Origin of the sequence: Streptomyces lacaronensis, assembly GCF_047337785.1 — a bacterium.
Lineage (GTDB): Bacteria > Actinomycetota > Actinomycetes > Streptomycetales > Streptomycetaceae > Streptomyces > Streptomyces lycopersici.
This window is the reverse complement of sequence record NZ_JBLHDK010000003.1, coordinates 3,792,027-3,815,147: the sequence shown is the minus strand read 5'-3', so window position 1 is coordinate 3,815,147 and position 23,121 is coordinate 3,792,027. Positions and strand designations below refer to the sequence as shown.

Genomic DNA, 23,121 nt, shown 5'->3' with positions numbered 1-23,121 from the left:
GCGGTCCTATTGCTCCGGCAGCCACCCCACCTGGGTCAGCGGTACCCCGCGCTTACGGGAGACGAAGAAACCGCGGCCGGGCGGCATGGGGCGGGGGCGGACTCCGCCGAAGACGTCGCCCTCGCCGGGGTCGCCGGAGAGCACCATGCCCTGGGCGCCGAGTTCCTTCACGCGCTGCATGAAGGTTTCGAACATTGAACGGGAGGCGCCCGCGGAATTGCGGGCGATGATGAAACGCATGCCGACATCGCGGGCGAACGGCAGGTTCTCGGTGAGGACTGCCAGCGGGTTGCCGCTGCTGGTGGAAACCAGTTCGTAGTCGTCGATTATGACGAAGAACTGAGGGCCGGTCCACCAGCTGCGGTCGCGGAGCTGCTGCGGGGTGATGTCCGGCTTGGGGGCGCGCCGTTCCATCAGCCCGTGCAGCGCGTTGGCGTGGAGCTCCAGGGCGGACGCGATCGGGGCGTACTCAAGGAGATGGCTGTCCGGGATGACACCGAGCAGGGAACGGCGGTAGTCGCCGACCACGATCTTCGCTTCGTCCGGGCCGTACCGCTCGATGATCTGCTTGGCGATCAGGCGGATGAGCGATGTCTTGCCCGACTCGCTTTCACCGAAGATGACAAAGAACGGGTCGGTCTCGAAATCGACGAATACCGGTTCCAGATTTGTCTCGTCGATGCCGATCGCAATGCCGTGTTGCGGGTATTCGAAGCCCTTGGGAAGCTCATCCGCGCGGAGCTTGCGCGGGAGCAGCCGCACGCGCGGGGCGGGCGGCCCGGACCAAGCCGCGCTTACTGCGCGGACCAGTTCAGTCGTCGCATCCGTCATCGTGTCGGGGTCGTGGCCCTTGTCGATACGCGGCTGAGCGCCCATGAAGTGGAGCTTTTCCGGGAGTTGACCGCGGCCGGGGACACCGACCGGAACGTTCGCGGCGACCTTGCGGTCGAACTCCGAGTCCATTGTGTCACCGAGGCGCAGCTCCAACCGGTTGAGCAGCTGGTCCTTCAGCGATGCGCGGACCTCCATGTTGCGGGAGGCGGTGATGACCACATGGACGCCGTAACCGAGTCCTCGGCCGGCGATGTCGGTGACGACACCTTCCAGCATGTCGTACTCGGCCTTGAAGTTGCCCCAGCCGTCGATGACGAGAAAGACATCGCCCCAGCCCTGGTCGGCATGTTGTCCGGCAGCTCGCTGGCGTCGGTAGGTGCCGATGGAGTCGACGTTCTTGGCGCGGAAGTACTCCTCCCGCCGGGCCAGAACACCGGAGACCTCGGCGATGGTCCGCCGCACCTTCTCGGGGTCCAGACGGGAGGCGACCCCGCCCACATGGGGAAGGTCCGCGATGGCGCTCATACCTCCGCCACCGAAGTCGAGTCCGTAGAACTGCACCTCGGCGGGGGTGTGGGTGAGGGCGAAGCCCGTGACCAGCGTGCGCATCAAGGTGGACTTGCCGGACTGCGGGCCGCCCACCACGAGCATATGGCCCGCGGCGCCGGAGAAGTCGCGGTAGAGGATGTCGCGCCGCTGCTCGAACGGCTTGTCGATGAGGCCCAAGGGCACGACGAGACCGCCCGGCCTAGCGTAGTCCGCCGACTGTAGACCCCGCTCCCGCGTGGGTGCCAGCGGCGGCAGCAGTTCGTCCATGGAAGGTGCCTCGTCCAGGGGAGGCAGCCAGACCTGGTGGGCGGGCTGACCTTGACCCTCCAGACGGCTCACGATGACGTCGAGGACCGTCTCCGCCAGCGCGTCGTCCTCGGGCCGAACCGGGGCGGTCAGCCGCTCCGGGTCCAGGGCGGCGTACGTCACCGGGACCGGGGCGGCCGTGAACAGGACCGGCCGGCGCTCGACGGGCAGGGACGCGCTGTCGAATTGCGCGGGGCCCGTGCGGTACGTGCCGGAGACGTACGCCGCCTTGAAGCGGGTCATCTCATCCGTACCGAACTTCAGGTAGCCGGAGCCGGGCACGGAGGGAAGGTGGTACGCGTCCGGCACGCCCAGGGCCGTACGGGACTCGGCGGCGGAGAAGGTGCGCAGACCGATGCGATAGGAGAGGTACGTCTCCAGACCGCGCAGGCGGCCCTCCTCCAGTCGCTGTGAGGCGAGCAGCAGATGCACACCCAGCGATCGGCCGATACGGCCGATCTGGATGAACATCTCGATGAAGTCCGGCTTCGCCGTCAACAGCTCGCTGAACTCGTCGATCACCAGAACGAGTGATGCCAGGGGCTCCAGTGGGGCCCCGGCCGCCCGTGCCTTCTCGTAGTCGTGCATGTTCGCGTAATTACCCGCCGAACGCAGCAGCTCTTGACGGCGCTGTAGTTCACCGGTGATCGAGTCGCGCATGCGGTCGACCAGCGTGAGGTCATCGGCGAGGTTGGTGATGACCGCGGCCACATGAGGCAGCTCCGACATACCCGCGAAGGTGGCGCCGCCCTTGAAGTCCGCGAGGACGAAGTTGAGAGTTTCGGACGAATGCGTGACCGCCAGCCCCAGCACCAGTGTCCGCAGCAGTTCCGACTTACCCGAGCCTGTCGCGCCGACACACAGACCGTGTGGGCCCATACCCTCCTGAGCCGCCTCCTTGAGGTCCAGCATGACCGGGGAGCCGTCCTCCGAGACGCCGATCGGCACCCGCAGCCGCTCGGCCAGCGAGCGGGGCCGCCAAGTGCGGGAGACGTCCACCGAACCGGCGTCGCCCAGCCCCAGCAGCTCGGTGAAGTCGAGGTTGGCGAGCAGTGGCTCATCGTCGTCGTCCCCACCCATGCGCAGCGGCGCGAGCTGCCGGGCGAGTGCCTCCGCCGCTTCCACGGACAGCGAGTCGGGGGTCCCGTCGTACCCGGCGACCTGCGACTCCAGTTGTAGCTTGCCCGGCCGGACGACGATCGACAGACCGCCGCGCGGCTCGTCGAGTTCGCCCGCCAGGACCTCGATGACGGTGACGCCCTGTAGACCCTCGGGCGCCGCGAACGCCGAGTCCGGTGGCACCATCGCTCCGTCCAGCACGAGCACCAGATGCGGCTGGTCGAGCAGCGGCTGCCCCTCCCTGCTGAAGCGGGTACGGCCTTCCAGCCGCCCCCGCAGCAGCTCCTCCACCTCGGCGAGGGAGTCGCCGAACAGCCGCCGCGAGCCGGCGCCGTCGAAGGACCCCGGCACCTGGGAGTGGGGGAGCCACTTCGTCCACTCCCACTGCTCCGCCGCGCCGGGCGAGGCGACCGTCGCGATGACGAGGTCTTCCGGTGAGTGCAGGGTGGCCAGTTGGGCGATCAGCGCCCTGGCGATCCCGTGCACCTGCTCCGGAGCCCCGGACACGGTCATGTGGTAGAAGGCGCGCAGCGACACCGCCATGGGCAGGTTGTCCAGCGACCCCTGGGTGGCGAGGAAGCGCTGCATCGCGCCTGCCGTCAGCGGCTCCAGCTCGTCCACGGTGGCGGTCTCGGGGGCGATCAGGGGAGTGGAGAGCTGCTGCGTGCCCAGCCCGAGCCGCACCTGCACGAAGTCGTCGTCGGTCAGCCGCCGTTCCCACACCCGGCTGCCTTCGGCGACGATCGCCCACAGCTGCTCCGGGGCGGGGTGCAGATAGAACTGGGCGTCGCGCTGCCGCCGGGCGGTGCGCCGTACTGTTCGGCGCGTCTGCGCGAGGTACTTGAGGTAGTCGCGGCGCATGTCCGCCCGCTGGCCCTGAGAGCCCTGCCGATGCCGCGTGATCATGGCGATGGTCATGGCGAGCGTGGAGAACATCATCATCACGCCCATGATCTTCATCATCGGGGCGGCGCCCGGCATGAAGAAGTAGACCATCGACGAGCCCATGCCAAGCGTCGGCAGCAGCTGCATCAGCATGCCTTCTTGCTGGCCGCGCGGCAGCTCCGGGGGTGGCTCGAGGCGGAGTTCCTCGGTCGGCACCTCGGGCGGCAGAGCCCGTGGCTGGCGCTTGACGACGACCTGGCTCACCGGATCCCTCATCCCTCCGTACGGAGGGACAGTTCTCGTCCGGCACCCCCGTGGCGACGGCCTCCCTCCGCGAGTCAGCGATCCTATCGACGTATCGGCCCCTGAGCCCCGGTAGGGTGGCCGCCGCGCGCATGACACCGGCGAGTCGCAGACCGAACCAGGGGGCCTTACACGTGAGTACGTCCGCAACAACCGGTTTCTGCAGGGTGACCGTCGTCGCGCCCGACAGCCGGATCGATGTCGCCCTTCCGGAGGACATCCCTGTCGCCGACGTTTACCCGGAAATTCTGCGTCTGACGGGGCAGACACAGCCGGCTGGCGCTCCTACCGGATATCACCTGGTGCGACGCGACGGCACGGTCCTGGACAGCGGCCGCTCTCTCCTGGCCCAGCAGGTTCTGGACGGGGAACTGCTGGCCCTGCGGCCCTTCGCCGAGTCACTGCCCCCCGCCGTCTACGACGATGTGTCCGATGCGATCGCCTCCGCGGTCACACGCGACCGCACGCTGTGGAACGACCGGTTCCTGCGGGCCGCCGGGCTGCTCGGAGGGGCGCTGCTGCTCATCCTCATGGGCTTCGTGCTCTGGTTCGCCGATCCGGTCAAGCACGACATGCACGGCCTCCCGGGTGTCATCGCCGCCGCCGTCGGCGTGTTGCTGACTTCCCTCGCGGGGGTGCGGGCACGGGTGTACGAGGACCGAGCCTCCGCCATAGCCCTCGGCATGTCCGCCCTTCCCCATCTCATGATCGCTGGATCGGGGATCCTGGCCCTGGACGCGGGGGAGGGCGTCGGACGGCTCCAGTTCCTGCTCGGCTGCGTCACTGTGCTCGTCGGCTCGGCCGTCCTGGTCGTCGTCATGCCCGGCGGCGACGCTCCGTTCGTCGCCGCCGTGTTCGCGGCGAGCGTCGGGACCCTCGCCACCTTCTGCGAGATCGTCACCGATACCGGGGCCACCGAGACGGCCGCAGTGTGTGCCGTCGTCGCGATCGGAGTGATCGCGTTCCTGCCAGGTCTGTCGGCTCGAGTCGCTCGTCTGCCCATCGGTTACGACGCACCACACTCCTCGGCCGATGAGCTCGACGCCGGTCCGGACGCCGAGCCCCTTGACATCCACCGCATCGCCGCCCAGACCCGTCGCGGCCACGAGATGCTGCTGGGCATGGTCGGTGGCTGCTCGGCCGTCGTCGTCGGTGCCGCTGCGGTCCTGGGCTTCTCCGATGGTGCGTGGGCGCAGCTCCTCGCGCTCGCGGCCGGTCTGGCGATGCTGCTGCGCGCCCGCCTCTTCCGCTACACCGCCCAGGTCGCAGCCGTCCTCGGCGCGGGTCTGCTCGCCCTCGCCCTGCTCGTCCTGGGGCTGTCGCTGAATCCGCCGGCCGACGCGGTTCTCAAGCTCCTGACCGAGAACGACCGCGGCCCGCTGGACATTCGTACGATCTGGCTCGTCGCTGCCGTGACCGTGGGCGCCGGGTTGATCATCGCTGTCGCGCTGATCATTCCGAAGAACGGCCTGTCGCCCTTCTGGGGACGTCTGTCCGACCTGGCCGAGAGCGCCTTCCTGCTCGCCCTGGTGCCCCTGTGCCTCGCCGTGTTGGACGTCTACAGCTCGGCACGGAGCCTGACCAGTGGCTGACGCTTCTGGTCACAATTGAGGACAGCTTCCTCGAAGTGTCCTCAATGTTTCGTCCAACGCTCCGACGAGACCGGCACTTTCTCCGGCAGTTGCGACTCCTCCGAGCAGCCCAGGGCATTGGCGAGGTTCCGCGACACGGAATTCAGAATCGATATCCTTGCGAAGTCGGTGTTCTTCTCGGAAAGTGAGGACTTCGAGCTGCGCAGACTTCCGTGGATCAGGTCCGGAACGTCCTTGTTCTTGGCCGGGCAAGAGAAGTAGATGTCCGCCCCGCTGCCCGACGCGCGGGCGTGCCGCGCGATGGGGAAGACGGTCCACTCATCCGCGTCGCTCGACTCGAAGCTGCTACGTGTTGGGTGCTCGGTCCGCCGGGAGAAGTCGATCTGTACGGCTGGGCTACTCGCGTCGGGAAGGTAGATCTCACAGGCGTTTCGAACGGTGCTCGACGATGACGTGAGCTTCTCGGCAGCACTCTTGAGCTTGGCCTCGTCAGTCTGTTCGAAGGTGTCCGCGCCGGTGAGCTTGCGCAGATCCTGCGCTGCTTGCCCGGTGATCGACGCGTCGCACACTTTCGTGGCCGACAGCCCCTTCGGTTTCCCCTCGTTTGCCTCTTCCCGGTCGCCGTCCGAGTTTGAGCACGCACTGGTGAGTACGAGGAGGGAGACCGAAGCGATGAGAAGCGTCCCGCGCGCCAGTGGCTTGAGCCGAGGTTCTTGGGAGGACTTCAGAGAAGCGTGCACTGGTGGTCAGTCCTTCTTGTAGGGAGGTCGCCCGCGGTATTTGTCCTCGTTCGGTCCGGTCCCGTAGTACATATCCTTGAGATCGCGGTCCAAGTCGTCGTCATCGGCCTTGTCCGCGAATCGAGAGTCTTTGAAGTACTGGTCGTATGCCTTGCCCATGTCGTCGGCGCCTGCCGCGAAAAACTTCCTTCTCGCGTCCTGGGTCTGTTCTGTGGGGTCGCTGTTCGCACCGTCCACCGCTTCGTCGACCTTTTGGCCGAGGAACGTGTTCAGCATCTCACCAGCGGCCTCGGTGGCCACGGGGGCCAGGGCGATGGCCGCACCGGTGGAGCCGGGGACGGGGACCATCGCGACGCCCGCGGCGACACCGGTCCCAATGAGGTACTTCCCCCACTCTCCGGACTTGGCGATGGACTTGTTGGCCTCCTCCGAATTCGCACCGTACGTGGCCTCGGCCTGTTGCACACGTGAGTGGTCCAGGATCCCTCGGACTTCAGCGTCCGTCAGCAGGGCGTCCTTACCGCGCTGGTAGTGTGCATCGCTGTTGGCGGGACTGTCGTCGAGGACGCTGAGAGAGTAGACGTGCTCGGCAGCGGTGACGATGCTGTGGGACTTCTCGTCCTGACCCAGAACGCTGAGGAAGTCGATGGCCCCCTGATTGCCGAATTCAGCCCGGCCTTGGTACTTCGCGGGGAACTCACTCGGGTCGTGGCCGGCGTTGTCGCTGATGCCGGAGACGGAGTTGTTGATGTCGTCGATGTAGGCGGCGCCCATCCTGCCGAGACTGTCGGAGATGCCCTCCTGCTCGTGGATGAGCTTGGGTCCGTCCTTGCCGCCGTAAATGTAGGCGACCTGTTCCATGACATCGGCGGTCTCCGCGGTCCTCCGATCAGTGGAACCGGGCACCATCGGGTGCTTTCCGTTTAGTTCCGGCGCGTCGTACGCGTAGCCGGTGGTGGCTGATTCGAGAGCGTGACCGAGCTTGTTGTAGCCCACGATCTTGTCAGGATCACCCATGGGAGCGTCGGAGCGCCAGACCCGCTCCTTGGTGAGGTACTTCAGGTTCTCATTGACCTCGGAGTCCCTGTCTACCGTGTCGTTCTCTCCCGGGGGCGCGGCGAAGAAATCGGTCGATGCCTCCGGGTTATGGCCCAGGGCCTCGAGGAAGCCATTCATCGGGTCGCGGCCGCGGTCGCTCTTTCCATAGAAGTTGAGATCGGCGGTGTCCGCATTGCTCGTCCAGTAGGGGAGGTCCTTGGAGTTGTGCTTCTTGTCGTACGCGATGAGATCATTCCCGTAGTTGGTGAGGAACGTCTTGTCGTACTCACCGAATCGCATCAGATTACTCATGACCTGGAAACCCTGCGGATTTCCGGCGTGGTCGATCTCCAGCCGCTGCGGGCCGAGCTCGACCATTTTGCTTTCCCATACCTGCATGTCGCTGCTATCGGACAGTGTGGCAGTGCCGATGGTGGTGCCCAGGCTTTTCTGGAGTTTCTTGGCGATATCGCCGCGGCCGGGATCGTAGCTCCCCTGGTAAGGGTCGGCGACACCGGCCCAGAATTCCAGGGTCTTTTTGGGCCCCAGTCCTGTCGCAAAGCGCTCAGCGAACAGTGGGTCATCCTTGTAGGTGTCCAGCGCCGTGTTGATCTGGGCGAGTTGCGTGTTGGTGAGGTCGCCGGGATCCTTCTTCGCCAATTTGACGATCTTGTCGGCGTCGGCGATGGCCTTCGCGGCGTGGTCGCGGTCCTGATAGTACGCCTCGGAGAATCCGTAGGGGCTCTGTGTGGTGAGCATACGGAGTACCTGCGCCGCCGATGTGTCGGACTCCGTGGCGTTCTTGACGATCCGCTTGATGTCGCCGGACAGGTCCTCCATATCGGCGTGGTTGTGTTCGGGTAGATCAACCCCTTTTCCGGCTCGATCGGGATGGATGTTCATCTGGATCGTCCAGCCGTTTCCGCTGGGCACCACCGTGAGGTTCTTCTCCTTTTGAGCGGCGCTGATCGTCCTCTTGAGTTCGTCCCGGTAGCCGATGAGTTCGTTTCGGGTGTCCTGAAGGATATTGCGTATGGTGACCGCTTGATTGTAGGCGTCGCCGAACTCTTTGGCGGTTTTGGTGACGAACTCGCGTGTCACGGTGGCATTCTCGCCCGCCCAGTCGGCCTTCTTCGCGCGTCCTTGCAGTACCTCTTCGGCGTCCCACTTGAGCGACTCGAGCTTGTCGATCATTTCGGTCCAGTCCGTCACCGCTTTGCCGAGGGACGAAAAATTTCCGTGGAGAAGGGCTTCGAACTTCATGGCTCTGTGCTCCTAGCGGAAGTTCTCGTCGAGGGTTTCGTAGCTGAACGAGGCGGCGATGTATTGTTCGTCGCCTGCATGTGCTTTCTTGGTGTAATCCAGGTGATTGGAGATGTGAGCGCAGGCGGCAAGTAGCGAGTTGACCTGACTGCGCCAGGTTTCGACGACTTCGCTCAGTGCTCCGCCGATGTCGAAGTCGTCCTTGAGGTCTTTGGCCGCTGTGGCGCTGGTGGTCTGGGCGTGATCGCCGTCCTTGTCGAGCCGCTGGTAGAGCTTGAACGCCGCGTCACCGATCGCAGCCAAGTCCTTGGCCTTGACGCTCAGGTCTCCCTTCTGGGCCGCAGGACTCGGGGCGGTACCACCTGGACCGTCGACCTGATTGAGGCGCATGTGCGTTTCCTGTCGATCCGCGGCCTCGGACTTGATCTGGGCCCATTCATCCTCGAATGACACATTTCCCCCCGTGGCTGAACACCGCCAGCGCGTCCGGTGATTGATGTAAAGGGCTAAGCTAGCAAGGGGTTGTGTCTGTTTGCAGCCCTTCTGTGCGCCGTTCTCGTGGCCTGAATTGCAGGTACGCATGACCATTTGGTACTGGGCCTTTCTGGGCCTTATGGTTCGCGCGAGTCCAACCGCACGCAGGTCGGATGGTTGGTGCTGGGAGTCCTGTCCGATCGGTCGGGCAGGAACTGGAGGCGACCACGTCTGCGGGGTGCACCTGCCGTGTGGCTGCTGTGGTCGGAGTAGGTAGGGTGGCGGGGCGCATGCTGCGGAGCGTCTGTGGCATCTGCGGTATCGACGCAGGCAGCCACCGGACCGCCACCTGACCTTCACCGCCTCCGACGGCTATGTCGGGGAAATCGTTTCCGAAGGCTCACCCCGGCGGCTGACGGAAGTGCTCCGCATACCGTGGGGGTTGGGGGGACATGGAACCGCTGAGCGAGCACGACCCGCGGCGGCTCGGGCCGTATCACATCATCGCCAGGCTGGCTCCTGGTGAGGAAGACCCGACGGTGGCCGCCCGTCTCTTTCTCGCTCGCAGCGCCGGCGGGGTTCGTACGGTGCTGATCAGCACGCTCTCCGCCGAGTTGGCCGACGACGCGGCCTATCGGGGCCGCTTCCTCACGGAGGCGGAGAGCGCCCGACGGCTCGGTGGCGCTTGGCCGCTTGCCCGGCTCGCCCCCGTCGAGATCTCCGACCGTGCGCCCGAACCCCCGTGGAGCGCGTTTCCGTACCGCCCGATACTGCCGCTGCCGGGTGTGATGCAGATGTGTGGGGGGCCGCTTCCGGTCCGGACCATACGTGCGCTGGGAGCGGCTCTGGCCGAGACGTTGGCGGAGATCCACCGGGCGGGCTTCACCCACGAGGGAATCGCGCCGGAGAACGTGTTCGTGGCGAGTGACGGGCCCTGGCTGGGAGGTTTCGGCGCGGTACGGGCAGCGGGGCCCGACGGGCAGAGTCGAGTGGGACTTTCCGGGTTGGCGGCCGACGCCCTGCCGCCGGAGCAGGCCACGGGCGGGCGCCCACGGCCGCTCGGAGACATCTACGCGCTGGGCGCGGTGCTGGCGTATGCGTCGACCGGGCGGCGGCTGCCCGAGGTGGGCGATCTGCCGGAGGAGCTGAGGAGCATCGTGCTCCCCTGTCTGGCTTCGGACCCGGCGGAGCGGCCGACGGCGGCGGCGCTGGTGGACGGGCTGACCCGGGGTATGCAGGTCCCGATGTCGGCGAGCGTCACGGCGGAACCGTCCGGACCCACGCCGACGGTCCTCGAAAGCGGGTCCGTAGGCCCGCCCTCGGCGATGCCGGGCGGTGGGCCAGGTTCGACCACGGTGGACGGGGGCCCCGGCAGGGCGGCGGTGCTGCTGAGTTCCGGCTGGCTGCCGGCACCGGTGGTCGTCGCGCTGGCCGAGCAGTCCGCGGCGACGCTGGCATCGGAGGTCGAGCCGGAAGTCGAGCCGGCGGAAGCGGAGTCGGCGGTGGGCGCGCCGCTCAAAGAGGGCGCGCCGATCCCGGGAGAGCCACCGGGCGCGCCCGGCCCCATCTCCGCGGGCCGGGGTGACCCGCCCGGCGCCCCGCATGCGCCGACTCACCTGTCGGGCGGCGCGAGCGTCGCCGGGAGTCCGACTCGGCAGAACGCCGCACGGCCTTCCAGGCGTGCCCTGCTCGTCGGGGTCGCCTCTGGTTCGGCCGGTCTCGCGTTCGGCGGCGGTGCGATGTGGATGGCGACCGCCGAGGACGACCCTCCGCCGACCCCGGCCGAGCGCCTGGCAGCGGCCAATCAGTCCCGTCATCGGCTCGCCGGTGCCCCGCCCACACCGCTGTGGCGCCATGACATCGCCGGTGGGTCACCGACACACCCCCCGCTCATCTGGTCGGACAAGATCGCCGTCGTTGCGAACGACGCGGCCGTCACCGGAATCGACCTCCGTACGGGCAGGCGACTCTGGACGCAGGACGGCGTTCGCCCCAGGGGGCGACTTCTGCCCATCGGTAAGGATCTGATCCTGGTCCCGGGCGACGGGCTCGCCGCGCTGTCCGCCGAGACCGGCAACATCCAGTGGTGGCCGAAGAGCTTCCGGCCGGGTGGACGCACTCCGTACGCCGCCCTGCTGGCGGCGGAAGGCGGGACCGTCTGGCTCGCGGCGGCCCGTCGGGGGAGCGGCGCGGCCGACGATGGCTTCGTGATCGCCTATGACCTCACCGGGCGGGAAGAGCTCTGGCGCGCCCCGCTGCCCGTCGGCTTCGACGAGGGGTATCTGACAGAGGACGCCCTCGTCGTGCGGGGCGAGATGTTCCTGGCCTTCGACCGGGAACGGGGGACACGGCGCTGGCGGCGCTCCTATGAGGGTGTGACCGCCGGACGGCGGGTGGCCACCGACGGCCGCGACACCCTCATCGCTGCTGTCACCAACACCATGCGCGGGTACGGCCTGGCGGACGGCGGCGGCTCCGCGTGGAGCGTGAAGGCCAAGGGCGAGGCCGGATCCGGGCACACCGCCGACTTCGGCGCTCCGGTCGTGCACGGCGAGGTCGTGTACGCCACCGACGGAGGCTACGCGGTCCACGCGCTGTCGACGGCCACGGGAGAGGTGCGGTGGCAGCGCACCTATGCCTTCGCGATGAAGACGCTGTCCGGAGCGCGTACACCCGACACGGCCGTGGATCCGTCCGGGCGCACGGTGCTCACGGCGAATGACGTGGAAGTCGACGCTTTCGACGCCGAGGACGGCGCCCTGCGGTGGCGCTTCATGGACCTTGGCGCCGCGGCGGACAAGGGGTCCGTCGCGACGCGGCGCCGGGTGGCCGTGACAGACGACCTGGCCGTCGTCACCAGCGGGAGAAGCGTCTACGCCTTGCCGTTGAGCTGAGCCACGGCTGTCCGGAGGAGCGAATGGAACCGCAGCGACCGGCCGAACCGACACGGCTCGGCCCGTACCGCATCATCGGCACGCTGGACGCCGGTGGGCAGGCCGACGACGCGCGCCGCCGTATCGCCAGGGAGGACCGCACCGGCCACACGGCCGTGCTGATGCTGCCGCACGAAACCCTCGCCGACGACCCGGGGTACCGGGTGCGGTTCCGGTCGGAGGGCGAGAACTCCCGTCGCCTGACCGGGGGTTGGGCGGCTCCCGTGATCGATGTCGCCGGGCCGGACGAGGATCTCCCCTGGGTCGCCTACGCCTGCTTCCCCGCCCTGCCGCTTCCCGCCGCGCTGGCCGCGTACGACGGTCCGCTGCCCGAACCCACGGTGCGCGCGCTCGGCGCGGTCCTCGCTCACGCCCTCGCCGGCTGGCATGCCAGCGGTCTCGTTCACGCCGGGATCTCGCCGCAGGCCACGCTGCTCATGGCGGACGGGCCCCGGCTGACCGGGTACGGACTGGCGCGAGCCGCGGCGCTGAACGGCCCGGGTCGTGGCACATCGCTCGGGGTCGATGCCTTCACCGTGCCGCCTGAGCAGCGAGCGGGTGAACGCCCCAGCCCGGCAGGGGACGTCTACGCGCTGGGCGCCACGCTCTGCTACGCCGCGACGGGTCGGCGAGATGTGGCCGAGGGGACGCGCGCGGCACTGCCGGAAGGGCTGAGAGAACTGCTCGTGGTCTGTCTCGCGCAGGATCCCGGGCAGCGGCCCCGGCCGGGCACGGCGGCCCGCGAGTTCCGGGCGGCGTCGGGCCGCGAAGCCGTCGGCCGTCTGCCCGACGCTGTGGCGATGGCCCTCGCCCGGCAGGCCGCGGCGTATCCGGCGCAGGCTCCCATGGCCGCCCAGGCGCCCACTGAGGACGCGGCTGCCATCCCACCGCCGGTTCGCTCCCGGCGCGCCGTAGTCGTCGGTGGCTTCACCGGAGCGGTCGGCCTCGCACTCGGAGCGGGCGGAGTGGCCGGCTGGCGGGCGGTCGGCGAAGGGGCGGGATCACAGGAGACGTCCGCTCGGCGCGGGATCGCGCCCGCCCCGCTGTGGCGCCACAACCTCGGGAGCGAGCCACAGCAGACACCGCTGCTCTGGCGCGGCAGGACCGTCCTCGTGTGGACCAGCGACTCCGTGTCCGCGCTCAATCTCCGGACCGGCAAGAAGATCTGGTCGCGCGACAAGCTCTATCCCATGTCCGCCCTCACCCTTCTCGGCAACGGCACCTTCGTCTCCCCGGACACCTCGGCCTTCTCCGTGGTCTCGCTCGCCACGGGCCGCATCAAGGCGGTGGAGCGGCGGTACGACGGAGTGGAGGGCCCGGCGATCTACCAATTCCTCGGGGCCGACAAGGACATCTGCTGGTTCCTGACCAGGAAGTACGCGAGTGGGAGCACGGGGACCGAGGACCACGCGGTGGTCTGCTACGACTCCGTGCGGCGCAAGGAGATATGGCGTGCGCCGCTCCCCGTTCGGTATCAGGGAGACGGCGACACCACCGCGCTGCTGCTCAGCACCATGCTCCTGCTGCCGAGCCAAGGGGACGGCGGGGAGAACACCTTCTCGTATCTGGCCCTCGACCGCCGCAGCGGCCGGAAGCTGTGGACGCGAAATTTCGCCGGGATGAAGGACGAGGGCGCCAAGCAGCGTCTGGTGGCTCCGGGAGATCTCCTGGTCTCCTGCGACGAGCACATGCTGAGGGGATACCATCTCGCCAGCGGTAAGGAGCGCTGGCGGGTCGCGACCAACGGAAGGGTGTCCGGCATTCCGGCCGCTCATGGGCAGGCGGTGTACGCCACCGATTCCCGCGCCACCAGCTATGCCGTCGATGTGCGCAGCGGCAGGACGCGTTGGCGGCGCCGCAGTGCCACCCCCTTGGAATCCTCGTGGACGAGGGGCGAGACCGCGGTCAGCCATTCGGGCGCCACGGTCTTCCAGGTGACCGACGCGGAGATCGAGGCCCTGGACGCGGCGGACGGCTCCCTGCGGTGGCGGTCGGCACTCACCGGGAAGGGCCAACAAGCCGCTGTGCCGGGCCAGGTCGTGGGCGTCGCACCCGGAATCGTCCTCGTCCTGAACGGCACCATCCTCTACGCCCTGCCAGTGGACTGATACGGATACCGATGGTTTCTCCCCTGACCCACGACGATCCGCAAGCCCTCGGTTCGTACACTCTTCTCGCCCGGCTCGGCGGCGGTGGAATGGGCACGGTCTATCTGGGCCGCTCGCCCAAGGGGCGGATGGTCGCCTTGAAGACCGTGCACACGCACTACGCCGAGCAGGCCGAATTCCGCACCCGTTTCCAGCTGGAGACCGACGCGGCACGCGTCATCGGCGGACAGCACGGCGCACAGGTCATCGACGCCGATCCGCTGGCCCCAACGCCTTGGCTGGCCACCGAATACGTCCTCGGCCCACCGCTCGACGACGCGGTCGCCCTTGCCGGGCCGCTGCCCGAGCAGGCCGTACGGGCCATGGGAGCCGCCCTGTGTGACGCGCTAGCGCAGTTGCACCGGTCCGATGTGGTCCACCGCGACCTCAAGCCCTCCAACATCCTGCTGACCGCACTCGGCCCCAAGGTCATCGACTTCGGCATCGCCCGCGCGGTCGGCGACGACCGGCTGACCCGTACGGGCGCGGCGGCCGGAACGCCCGCCTATATGTCGCCGGAACAGGTCTCCGGCGGTGAACACACCGCCGCGGGTGATGTGTTCGCCCTCGCCGGAGTGCTCGTCTTCGCGGCCACCGGCCGCCCGCCCTTCGGCGGCGGACAGCCCGCCGATCTGCTCTACCGGGTGCGGTACACCGACCCCGACCTGTCCGGGCTGCCGGGGGGATTGCGCACAGTACTGGAGCCGTGCTTCGCCAAGGGTCCCCAGCAGCGGCCCGGCACCGTGGAGCTGGGAGAACGGCTCCGCACGGGCACCCATCACGCGGGTGACCTCCGGCGGTTCGCGGACCAGTTGCCGGAACTGGTCCTCGCCGATATCGCCCGGCGATGCACGGCCGTATGGGAGGCCCAGCCCAGCAGGCTCCCGGCTCCCCGGGAGGCGGAGCACCGCACCGAAACCGCTGGGCCGCGGATAGGAGCCGCGCTCTCCCGGCGGAAACTGATCGCGGCAGTGGGCGGCGGCGCGCTCGCCGCCGGTGGGGCGGCCGGGGCGTGGGCCTGGCTCGGCCCGGAGGAATCCAACGGCGGTACGGCCGCAGCGCCCCGCTCCACCCGCCGCCCCGCCGGTGCGGGCCCGCGTCTGGTGTGGAAGATGTCCGTCCCCGAGGCGACCACGGACCTCGAGACCTTGATCGTCGGCGACCATGTCGTCATCGTCCACGACAACGGCCTCCTGTGCGTGGATGCGAAGACCGGCGAGAAGCGCGGGGAGAGCGACCGGACCGTCCCCGTCGTCGTCGACGGGGACCGGCTCCTCACCTGTGAGACGGACGACCAGAGCGGCGCCACCGAGATCGCTCCCGTCGACCTCACGACGGGCAATCTCAAGACCCCGATCGCTCGCACCGGCTCCCTGGGCCTCGAACCGAAACTCCTCGCCGTGACGGACGGCACCTTGTTCGCCGAGGGATATGCGAAGGGCGGAGAGAAGCGTCTGGCCGTCAACCTGCGTACGGGGAAGTGGCTCTGGGCCCGTGCCATCGCCCCGGGTACCAGCGACCCCATCGCCGCGGCATCCGCCGGTGCCACGCTCTTGCGCTTCTCGGGGGACGAAGCCATAGCCATCGACCCCCACAGCGGGGCCCAGCGCTGGTCGAAGCGGATTCCACTCGGATCCGACGCGGTGATCTTCCTGGACAGGGCCTTCGCTGCCACCGACGATCATGTGTTCACCGGTGGCCGGGAGCTCCTCGCGCTGCGCACCACCGACGGTGCGACCGCATGGCGGTTCGGCGCGGAGCGCAAATCCGGGGAGAGCTACGACCCGCGGATGGAGCACTACGGCCCGCCGGTCGTCAAGGACGGTGTCGTCTACAGCGTTGAGCGGAGGAATGGCCTCGTCGCCCTGGACACGAAGAGCGGGCGGCTGCTGTGGCAGGAGAAGGGGGCCGCCGACCAGGCGGCCTCCTCCGAAGCCTATGAATCCACTCCAGTCGTCGGCGAGAGGTATTTCTATGCCTCGCCGGAGAGGGACCGCTGGGTCAGGGCCGTCGACCTCCGCACCCATCGCACGGCATGGACCTTCCAGGGCCCCTCCGGTGACAAGGACGGCATGTCCGCCTCCGTGATGCGGGCGCACCGCCGCGCGGGCCTGGTCGTCATCACCAATGGCAACACCGTCTGCGCCATCCCACTGGAATGACCCGGCACGTGGCCCGCCCGGCTGCCCCACCGCCTCGTTGATCCGACCAACCCTCATCGACCAGGAGACCGCTCCCATGAAACCCCTCGGCACCGGCGATCCGCTGCGCCTGGGCCCGTACCGCCTCATCGGCGTTCTGGGCGCGGGCGGCATGGGCCAGGTCTACCTCGGGCGGGACGGGCAGGGCCGCACGACCGCCGTGAAGGTGCTGCGGCCCGAAGTGGCCCATGACCCCCATATGGCCCAGCGTTTCGTGCGTGAGGCGCACGCGGCCCAGGCCGTGCGGGGCGACGGGGTGGCGCGGGTGCTCGCGGCGCAGACAGAGGGCGGGCGGCCGTGGATCGCCACGGAGTTCCTCGCCGGACCTACGCTCGACCAGGCCGTGGAACGGTACGGCGCCATGGAAGAGTCCGCCGTAAGGGCGTTGGGAGCCGCGCTCGTCCGTGCGCTCCACGACATCCACGGTGTCGGGCTGGTCCACCGTGACCTCAAACCCTCCAACATCGTGCTCACCTCTCGCGGTCCAAGGATCATCGACTTCGGGATCGCCAGGCCCGAACACGGGCTGACCCTGACCACCACCGGACAGACCGTCGCCACCCCCGGCTACGCTCCGCCCGAACAGGTCCTGGGGCAGCGGACCGGCCCCTCGGGCGATGTGTTCTCCCTCGGAGTGGTCCTCGCCTACGCGGCGGGCGGCCGGCCGGTCTACGAGGGCGGCCATGTGGCCGCCGTGCAGTACCAGGTGGTGCACGGCGAGCCGGAGTTGGGCGCGGTGCCCGGGGCGCTGCGGCCCCTGGTCGAGCCCTGTCTGGCCAAGGACCCCGGGGCCCGGCCCGGTCTCGACTGGATCGGTCGGACGCTGGCGCCGCCCCGGGGCGCGGACCGGGTCTGGAGGAACGGGCCGCTCGCGCAGGACATCGCGCGGCGCGAGGCGGACGCCCGGCGCATGGCCGCCCTGCCCGGCGACCGGCCGGGCCCCTCCAGGCGGCGGCTCATCGGCACGCTCGCCGCGGGCGGCGCCGTGCTCGCGGCGGGTGGGGGAGGCGTCGCGTGGTGGCTGCTGCGCGGCGACGCGGCGGAGGCCGGCGGGCGGCCCTGGGAGGCCGAGCCGCTGTCACGCTATGACGAAGGAACAGCGCCACAGCCGCTGTGGGGTCCGGTCCGCGTCGCCGAGAGCTCCGGCACCAATCTGCCCGCCCCGCTGCCCGTCCACGACCTCGTGGTCGTCGCGACCCCCAGCGGTGCGCTGCGCGCGTACGACGTGCGGAACGGGAAGCGGAGGTGGACCTCCGAGCGCACGGCCGCCACCACCGCCCGCGTGCTCGCCGCGTCCGACGACGTCGTCCTTACCGCCGACGCCAAGGGGGCGCTGCTCGGGCTGGGCACCAAGGACGGCAGGAAGCGGTGGTCGGTGCCGGGCGCCGACGCGGCGGTGCTGCTCGGCGCCGACGAGGGCATGGCCTACCTCGCCACCCGCGGCGGTCGGATACGCGCCGTGGGCCTCACCTCGCACCGCACGCTCTGGAGCGTCCCGTCGCCGGTGGCCACATCCACCGAGACGCCGGCCCAGGCGGCGGTCGCCGACGGCCGCCTGGTGATCCACGGCTCGGACGGCGGTGTGGCCGCCCTCGACGCCCGAACGGGCAGGGCCGCCTGGGGCCCGCGTGAGCAGGGGTCCCCCGCCGCCCTCGCCCCCGCCATCGCGAACGGCGTCGTCTACCTCGGGGGGAAGAGTCTGAGGGCGCTGGCCCTGGCGAGCGGTGAGGAGAAGTGGGCCCATGCCGGTCAGGACGGGACCGGCTGGACCGCGCCGGCCGTGCGGAAGGGCGTGGTGTACGCCGTGAACGGCACCGACCTCTCGGCACGGCGGGCGGGAAACGGGGCGGAGATGTGGACACTGCCGTTCGCGTCCGACGACCATCCCCTTGACGCCCCCGTCGCCGAGGGTGGCAGTGTGTGGGCGGCTCTCGACCAGCGCGGGGACCAAGGCGTGGTGGCGGTCGATGTCCGCAGCGGAAGCGTCGCTTGGCCGTACGCTCCGGGGACTGGGGGAGGCTGGCGGCTCGCGGCGGCCGGCAACCGTGTGTTCGCCCTCCAGTCCGGCACGCTCACCGCCATGCCGGTCTTCTAGGACCGCAGCCCCGGACACCCCACCACCCCGCCCCCGCACACACCCCACCAAGACGCTGGTACCCTGTGTCCTGGCCGTTTGCGTACGCGTCCCCGGAGGCTCCGAGTCTCGGGAGACAGCGCCCAGCGGACCCCGCCTCCCGAGTCACGGAAGATCCCCTGAGACATCGACCAGGGGCACTCGGCGGCTGATGACGAAAGCAAGGAGTACCGAGTGTCGCTCGACGCCGCTACCAAGAAGCAGATCATGACCGAGTTCGCCACCAAGGAGGGCGACACCGGCTCCCCCGAGGTCCAGGTCGCGCTGCTCACGCGCCGCATCTCCGACCTCACCGAGCACCTCAAGACCCACAAGCACGACCACCACTCCCGCCGGGGTCTGCTGCTCCTGGTCGGCCAGCGCCGCCGCCTGCTGCAGTACCTGGCGAAGAAGGACATCACGCGCTTCCGTGCGCTGGTCGAGCGCCTGGGCATCCGCCGCGGCGCGGCGGGCGCCAAGTAAGACGCCAAGGAGGGAGCGGTCCCATGACGGGGGCCGCTCCCTTTGCCATACGCGGCGCCGTACGGTTTCAGCCAAAGGTGAGCCAATGGTGATCCGTACGGTCTTCGCGCCGGTGCGTAGCGTGGGCGCTACGTACCGTAGGGGACGGACGACGCAGCCGTCGTGATGACGGCCGAAGCTTTGTAGTCTGGTCCCAACAACGCCATAACGAACGAGGAGGAGCGCCTCATTCCCGCCGCACCGGCGCCACAGGAGCCGGTCCTCGGTAGTGGCTCCCGGAACTGGCAATTCCGGTGGCTTCGATCGAAGACCGGCCCGGCCGCCGGCCAGTAAGGCCCGGGGCGCTGCTCCACCACCGTCCACCGTCACACGGACGAGGGACGCAGAAGAGGAGATTTCCCTGGTGGAGAACGAGACCCACTACGCCGAAGCGGTCATCGACAACGGCACCTTCGGCACTCGCACCATCCGTTTCGAGACGGGCCGCCTGGCCCGTCAGGCCGCCGGTTCGGCCGTGGCCTACCTGGACGACGACACCATGGTGCTGTCGGCCACCACTGTTTCCAAGAACCCCAAGGATCAGCTCGACTTCTTCCCGCTCACGGTCGATGTCGAGGAGCGGATGTACGCGGCCGGGCGCATCCCCGGCTCGTTCTTCCGCCGTGAGGGCCGCCCCTCCGAGGACGCGATCCTCACCTGCCGGCTGATCGACCGCCCGCTGCGCCCGTCCTTCAAGAAGGGCCTGCGCAACGAGATCCAGGTCGTCGAGACGATCATGGCGCTCAACCCCGACCACCTCTACGACGTGGTCGCGATCAACGCCGCGTCCTGCTCCACGCAGCTGGCCGGGCTGCCCTTCTCGGGCCCCATCGGCGGTACCCGCGTCGCCCTGATCAGGGGCCAGTGGGTGGCCTTCCCGACCCACTCCGAGCTGGAGGAGGCCGTCTTCGACATGGTCGTCGCCGGCCGGGTGCTCGAGGACGGCGATGTCGCGATCATGATGGTCGAGGCCGAGGCCACCGACAAGACCATCCAGCTGGTCAAGGACGGCGCCGAGGCTCCCACCGAGGAGATCGTCGCCGCCGGCCTGGAGGCGTCGAAGCCCTTCATCAAGGTCCTGTGCAAGGCGCAGGCCGACCTCGCCGCCAAGGCCGCGAAGCCGACCGCCGAGTTCCCGATCTTCCTCGACTACCAGGACGACGTCCTGGAGGCGCTCACCGCCGCCGTCCGTGACGAGCTGGCCCAGGCGCTGACCATCGCGGGCAAGCAGGAGCGGGAGACCGAGCTGGACCGCGTCAAGGGCGTGGCCGCCGAGAAGCTGCTGCCGCAGTTCGAGGGGCGCGAGAAGGAGATCTCGGCGGCGTACCGCGCGCTGACCAAGGCCGTGGTGCGCGAGCGCGTCATCAAGGAGAAGAAGCGCATCGACGGCCGCGGCGTCACGGACATCCGTACGCTCGCCGCCGAGGTCGAGGCGATCCCGCGGGTCCACGGCTCGGCGCTGTTCGAGCGCGGCGAGACCCAGATCCTGGGCGTCACCACGCTGAACATGCTCCGCATGGAGCAGCAGCTGGACACGCTCGCGCCCGAGACCCGCAAGCGCTACATGCACAACTACAACTTCCCGCCGTACTCCACCGGTGAGACCGGCCGCGTCGGCTCCCCCAAGCGCCGCGAGATCGGCCACGGCGCCCTGGCCGAGCGGGCGCTGCTGCCGGTGCTGCCGACGCGCGAGGAGTTCCCGTACGCCATCCGCCAGGTCTCCGAGGCGCTCGGCTCCAACGGCTCGACCTCCATGGGGTCGGTCTGCGCCTCGACGATGTCGCTGCTCAACGCCGGTGTGCCGCTGAAGGCCCCGGTCGCGGGCATCGCCATGGGCCTGATCTCCCAGGAGATCGACGGCGAGACCCACTACGTCACCCTCACCGACATCCTCGGTGCGGAGGACGCGTTCGGCGACATGGACTTCAAGGTCGCCGGCACCAAGCAGTTCGTCACCGCGCTGCAGCTGGACACCAAGCTGGACGGCATTCCGGCGTCCGTGCTCGCCGCGGCCCTCAAGCAGGCCCGCGACGCCCGGCTGCACATCCTCGATGTGATGAACGAGGCCATCGACGTCCCGGACGAGATGTCCCCCAACGCGCCGCGGATCATCACCGTGAAGATCCCGGTCGACAAGATCGGTGAGGTCATCGGCCCCAAGGGCAAGATGATCAACCAGATCCAGGAGGACACCGGCGCCGACATCACCATCGAGGACGACGGCACCATCTACATCGGTGCCGCCGACGGCCCGGCCGCCGAGGCCGCCCGCGCGACCATCAACGGCATCGCCAACCCGACCATGCCGGAGGTCGGCGAGCGCTACCTGGGCACGGTCGTGAAGACCACCACCTTCGGTGCGTTCGTCTCCCTGCTCCCGGGCAAGGACGGCCTGCTGCACATCTCGCAGATCCGCAAGCTGGCCGGCGGCAAGCGCGTGGAGAACGTCGAGGACGTGCTGAAGGTCGGCGCCAAGGTCCAGGTCGAGATCGCCGAGATCGACCAGCGCGGCAAGCTCTCCCTCATCCCGGTCATCGAGGACGAGGAGGGCGCGGACGAGTCCCCGGCCGAGGCCCAGCCTCAGACGGAGGACGCCGCGTCCGACAGCGGCTCCACCGCGGGCGCCAAGTGACGTCCCGCGACACCGTGACGACGGCCCGCACCTCCTCGGAGGCGCGGGCCGTCGCCCGTACCCAAACGCTTCTCGAGGGCGAGAACGGCATCGGCACGGTCCGCAGGACGACCCTCCCCGGGGGCCTGCGCGTCGTCACCGAGACCCTCCCCTCCGTGCGCTCGGCCACCTTCGGCATCTGGGCGCACGTCGGCTCGCGCGACGAGACCCGTACGCTCGGCGGAGCCACCCACTACCTGGAGCATCTGCTCTTCAAGGGCACCCGGCGGCGCACCGCGCTGGACATCTCCGCCGCCATCGACGCGGTCGGCGGCGAGATGAACGCCTTCACCGCCAAGGAGTACACCTGCTACTACGCGCGGGTGCTCGACACCGATCTGCCGCTGGCCATCGACGTCGTCTGCGACATGCTGACCGGCTCGGTGATCAACGCGGCGGACGTGGACGCGGAGCGCGGTGTCGTCCTCGAAGAGATCGCGATGACCGAGGACGACCCGGGCGACTGTGTGCACGACCTGTTCGCGCACACCATGCTCGGCGACACCCCGCTCGGCCGCCCGGTCCTGGGCACCGTCGACACCGTCAACGCCCTGGGCCGTGACCAGATCGCCCGCTTCTACCGGAAGCACTACGACCCGACGCACCTGGTCGTCGCCGCCGCGGGCAACGTGGACCACGACGACGTCGTACGCCAGGTGCACGCCGCGTTCGACAGGGCGGGCGCCCTGTCCCGCGCCGACGCGGCCCCGGTCGCCCCGCGCGCCGGCACCCGTGCGATCCGTACGGCGGGCAAGGTCGGGCTGCTGAACCGCAAGACCGAGCAGGCCCATATCGTCCTCGGCATGCCCGGCATCCCGCGCACCGACGACCGCCGCTGGGCGCTCGGGGTGCTCAACACCGCGCTCGGCGGCGGGATGAGCTCCCGGCTCTTCCAGGAGGTCCGGGAGAAGCGCGGCCTCGCCTACAGCGTCTACTCCTACACCTCCAGCTTCGCCGACTGCGGGCTCTTCGGCGTCTACGCCGGCTGCCGCCCGAACCAGGTGCACGACGTCCTCAAGATCTGCCGCGACGAGCTCGTCCAGGTCGCGGAGAACGGCCTGGGCGACGAGGAGCTGCGGCGCGCCGTGGGCCAGCTCTCCGGCTCTACCGTGCTGGGCCTGGAGGACACCGGCGCGCTGATGAACCGGATCGGCAAGAGCGAGCTGTGCTGGGGCGAGCAGATGTCGGTGGACGACATGCTCGAGCGGATCGCGGAGGTCACCCCGGACGAGGTGCGCGAGGTGGCGCGCGATGTACTGGGACGGCGTCCTTCGCTGTCCGTCATCGGCCCGCTGAAGGACAAGCAGGCGGCGCGTCTCGACGAGGCCGTCGCCTAGCCCGACAGTCGGTTTGGTCCATAGCGTCGGTTTAGTCCGTACGTCGGCGTGGTCCGTACGTCGGTTAGTCCGTGCCAGAGCCCCCGGGATCGAA

At 69.1% G+C, this 23,121-nt stretch carries 12 protein-coding genes; 8 read left to right on the top strand and 4 right to left on the bottom strand.

The window, feature by feature from the left end:
- Positions 1-6 precede the first annotated feature (6 nt).
- Complete coding sequence (gene eccCa, locus ACMTAK_RS15995) at positions 7-3,957, bottom strand: type VII secretion protein EccCa (RefSeq protein ID WP_413806857.1); 3,951 nt, start codon at positions 3,955-3,957, stop codon at positions 7-9.
- Positions 3,958-4,130: 173 nt separating this feature from the next.
- On the opposite strand from eccCa, the gene eccD reads away from it, so the two are divergent.
- A complete protein-coding gene (gene eccD / locus ACMTAK_RS15990; protein WP_413806856.1) occupies positions 4,131-5,588 on the top strand; it encodes a type VII secretion integral membrane protein EccD in 1,458 nt (485 codons plus the stop codon).
- 41 nt (positions 5,589-5,629) lie between these two features.
- On the opposite strand, the gene ACMTAK_RS15985 is transcribed toward eccD, so the two are convergent.
- Genes ACMTAK_RS15985 through ACMTAK_RS15975 form a run of 3 tightly spaced genes read right to left on the bottom strand, consistent with a single transcriptional unit; the run spans position 5,630 to position 9,082 of the window.
- Entirely contained in the window at positions 5,630-6,328 is a 699-nt protein-coding gene (locus ACMTAK_RS15985; RefSeq protein ID WP_413806855.1) for a hypothetical protein, read from the bottom strand.
- A 6-nt stretch (positions 6,329-6,334) separates the two neighbouring features.
- Positions 6,335-8,629 (bottom strand): hypothetical protein, encoded by a 2,295-nt coding sequence (locus tag ACMTAK_RS15980; RefSeq protein WP_413806854.1) that lies wholly within the window; start codon positions 8,627-8,629, stop codon positions 6,335-6,337.
- Between the two features lie 12 nt (positions 8,630-8,641).
- Positions 8,642-9,082 carry a hypothetical protein gene (locus ACMTAK_RS15975; protein WP_413806853.1) on the bottom strand — a complete coding sequence of 147 codons (441 nt, stop codon included), beginning with the start codon at positions 9,080-9,082 and terminating at the stop codon, positions 8,642-8,644.
- Positions 9,083-9,555: 473 nt separating this feature from the next.
- Between ACMTAK_RS15975 and ACMTAK_RS15970 the strand changes: the two genes are divergently transcribed.
- From ACMTAK_RS15970 to ACMTAK_RS15940, 7 genes are all read left to right on the top strand, one after another.
- Positions 9,556-11,997 (top strand): outer membrane protein assembly factor BamB family protein, encoded by a 2,442-nt coding sequence (locus ACMTAK_RS15970; RefSeq protein ID WP_413806852.1) that lies wholly within the window; start codon positions 9,556-9,558, stop codon positions 11,995-11,997.
- 23 nt (positions 11,998-12,020) lie between these two features.
- On the top strand, positions 12,021-14,144 hold the full coding sequence (locus ACMTAK_RS15965) for an outer membrane protein assembly factor BamB family protein (RefSeq protein WP_413806851.1): 2,124 nt from the start codon (positions 12,021-12,023) through the stop codon (positions 14,142-14,144).
- Positions 14,145-14,155: 11 nt separating this feature from the next.
- Positions 14,156-16,345, top strand: a complete 2,190-nt coding sequence (locus tag ACMTAK_RS15960; RefSeq protein WP_413806850.1) for a protein kinase domain-containing protein — start codon at positions 14,156-14,158, stop codon at positions 16,343-16,345.
- 76 nt (positions 16,346-16,421) lie between these two features.
- A complete protein-coding gene (locus ACMTAK_RS15955; RefSeq protein ID WP_413806849.1) occupies positions 16,422-18,479 on the top strand; it encodes a protein kinase domain-containing protein in 2,058 nt (685 codons plus the stop codon).
- Between the two features lie 213 nt (positions 18,480-18,692).
- A complete protein-coding gene (gene rpsO, locus ACMTAK_RS15950) occupies positions 18,693-18,980 on the top strand; it encodes a 30S ribosomal protein S15 (protein WP_020868053.1) in 288 nt (95 codons plus the stop codon).
- 403 nt (positions 18,981-19,383) lie between these two features.
- Entirely contained in the window at positions 19,384-21,651 is a 2,268-nt protein-coding gene (locus ACMTAK_RS15945; protein WP_413806848.1) for a polyribonucleotide nucleotidyltransferase, read from the top strand.
- The gene (locus ACMTAK_RS15940) at positions 21,648-23,027 is read left to right on the top strand and encodes a M16 family metallopeptidase (protein WP_413806847.1); all 1,380 of its coding nucleotides are present in this window, start codon (positions 21,648-21,650) and stop codon (positions 23,025-23,027) included. The genes ACMTAK_RS15945 and ACMTAK_RS15940 overlap by 4 nt, the downstream gene beginning before the upstream one ends.
- The last annotated feature ends 94 nt before the right edge of the window (positions 23,028-23,121 follow it).

What these genes read in the sequence shown, in the direction of transcription:
- ACMTAK_RS15965 (WP_413806851.1), top strand. Translation starts at nt 12,021, where the DNA reads ATGGAACCGCAGCGACCGGCCGAACCGACACGGCTCGGCCCGTACCGC.
- ACMTAK_RS15955 (WP_413806849.1), top strand. Translation starts at nt 16,422, where the DNA reads ATGAAACCCCTCGGCACCGGCGATCCGCTGCGCCTGGGCCCGTACCGC.
- ACMTAK_RS15980 (WP_413806854.1), bottom strand. Translation starts at nt 8,629, where the DNA reads ATGAAGTTCGAAGCCCTTCTCCACGGAAATTTTTCGTCCCTCGGCAAA.
- ACMTAK_RS15960 (WP_413806850.1), top strand. Translation starts at nt 14,156, where the DNA reads ATGGTTTCTCCCCTGACCCACGACGATCCGCAAGCCCTCGGTTCGTAC.
- ACMTAK_RS15970 (WP_413806852.1), top strand. Translation starts at nt 9,556, where the DNA reads ATGGAACCGCTGAGCGAGCACGACCCGCGGCGGCTCGGGCCGTATCAC.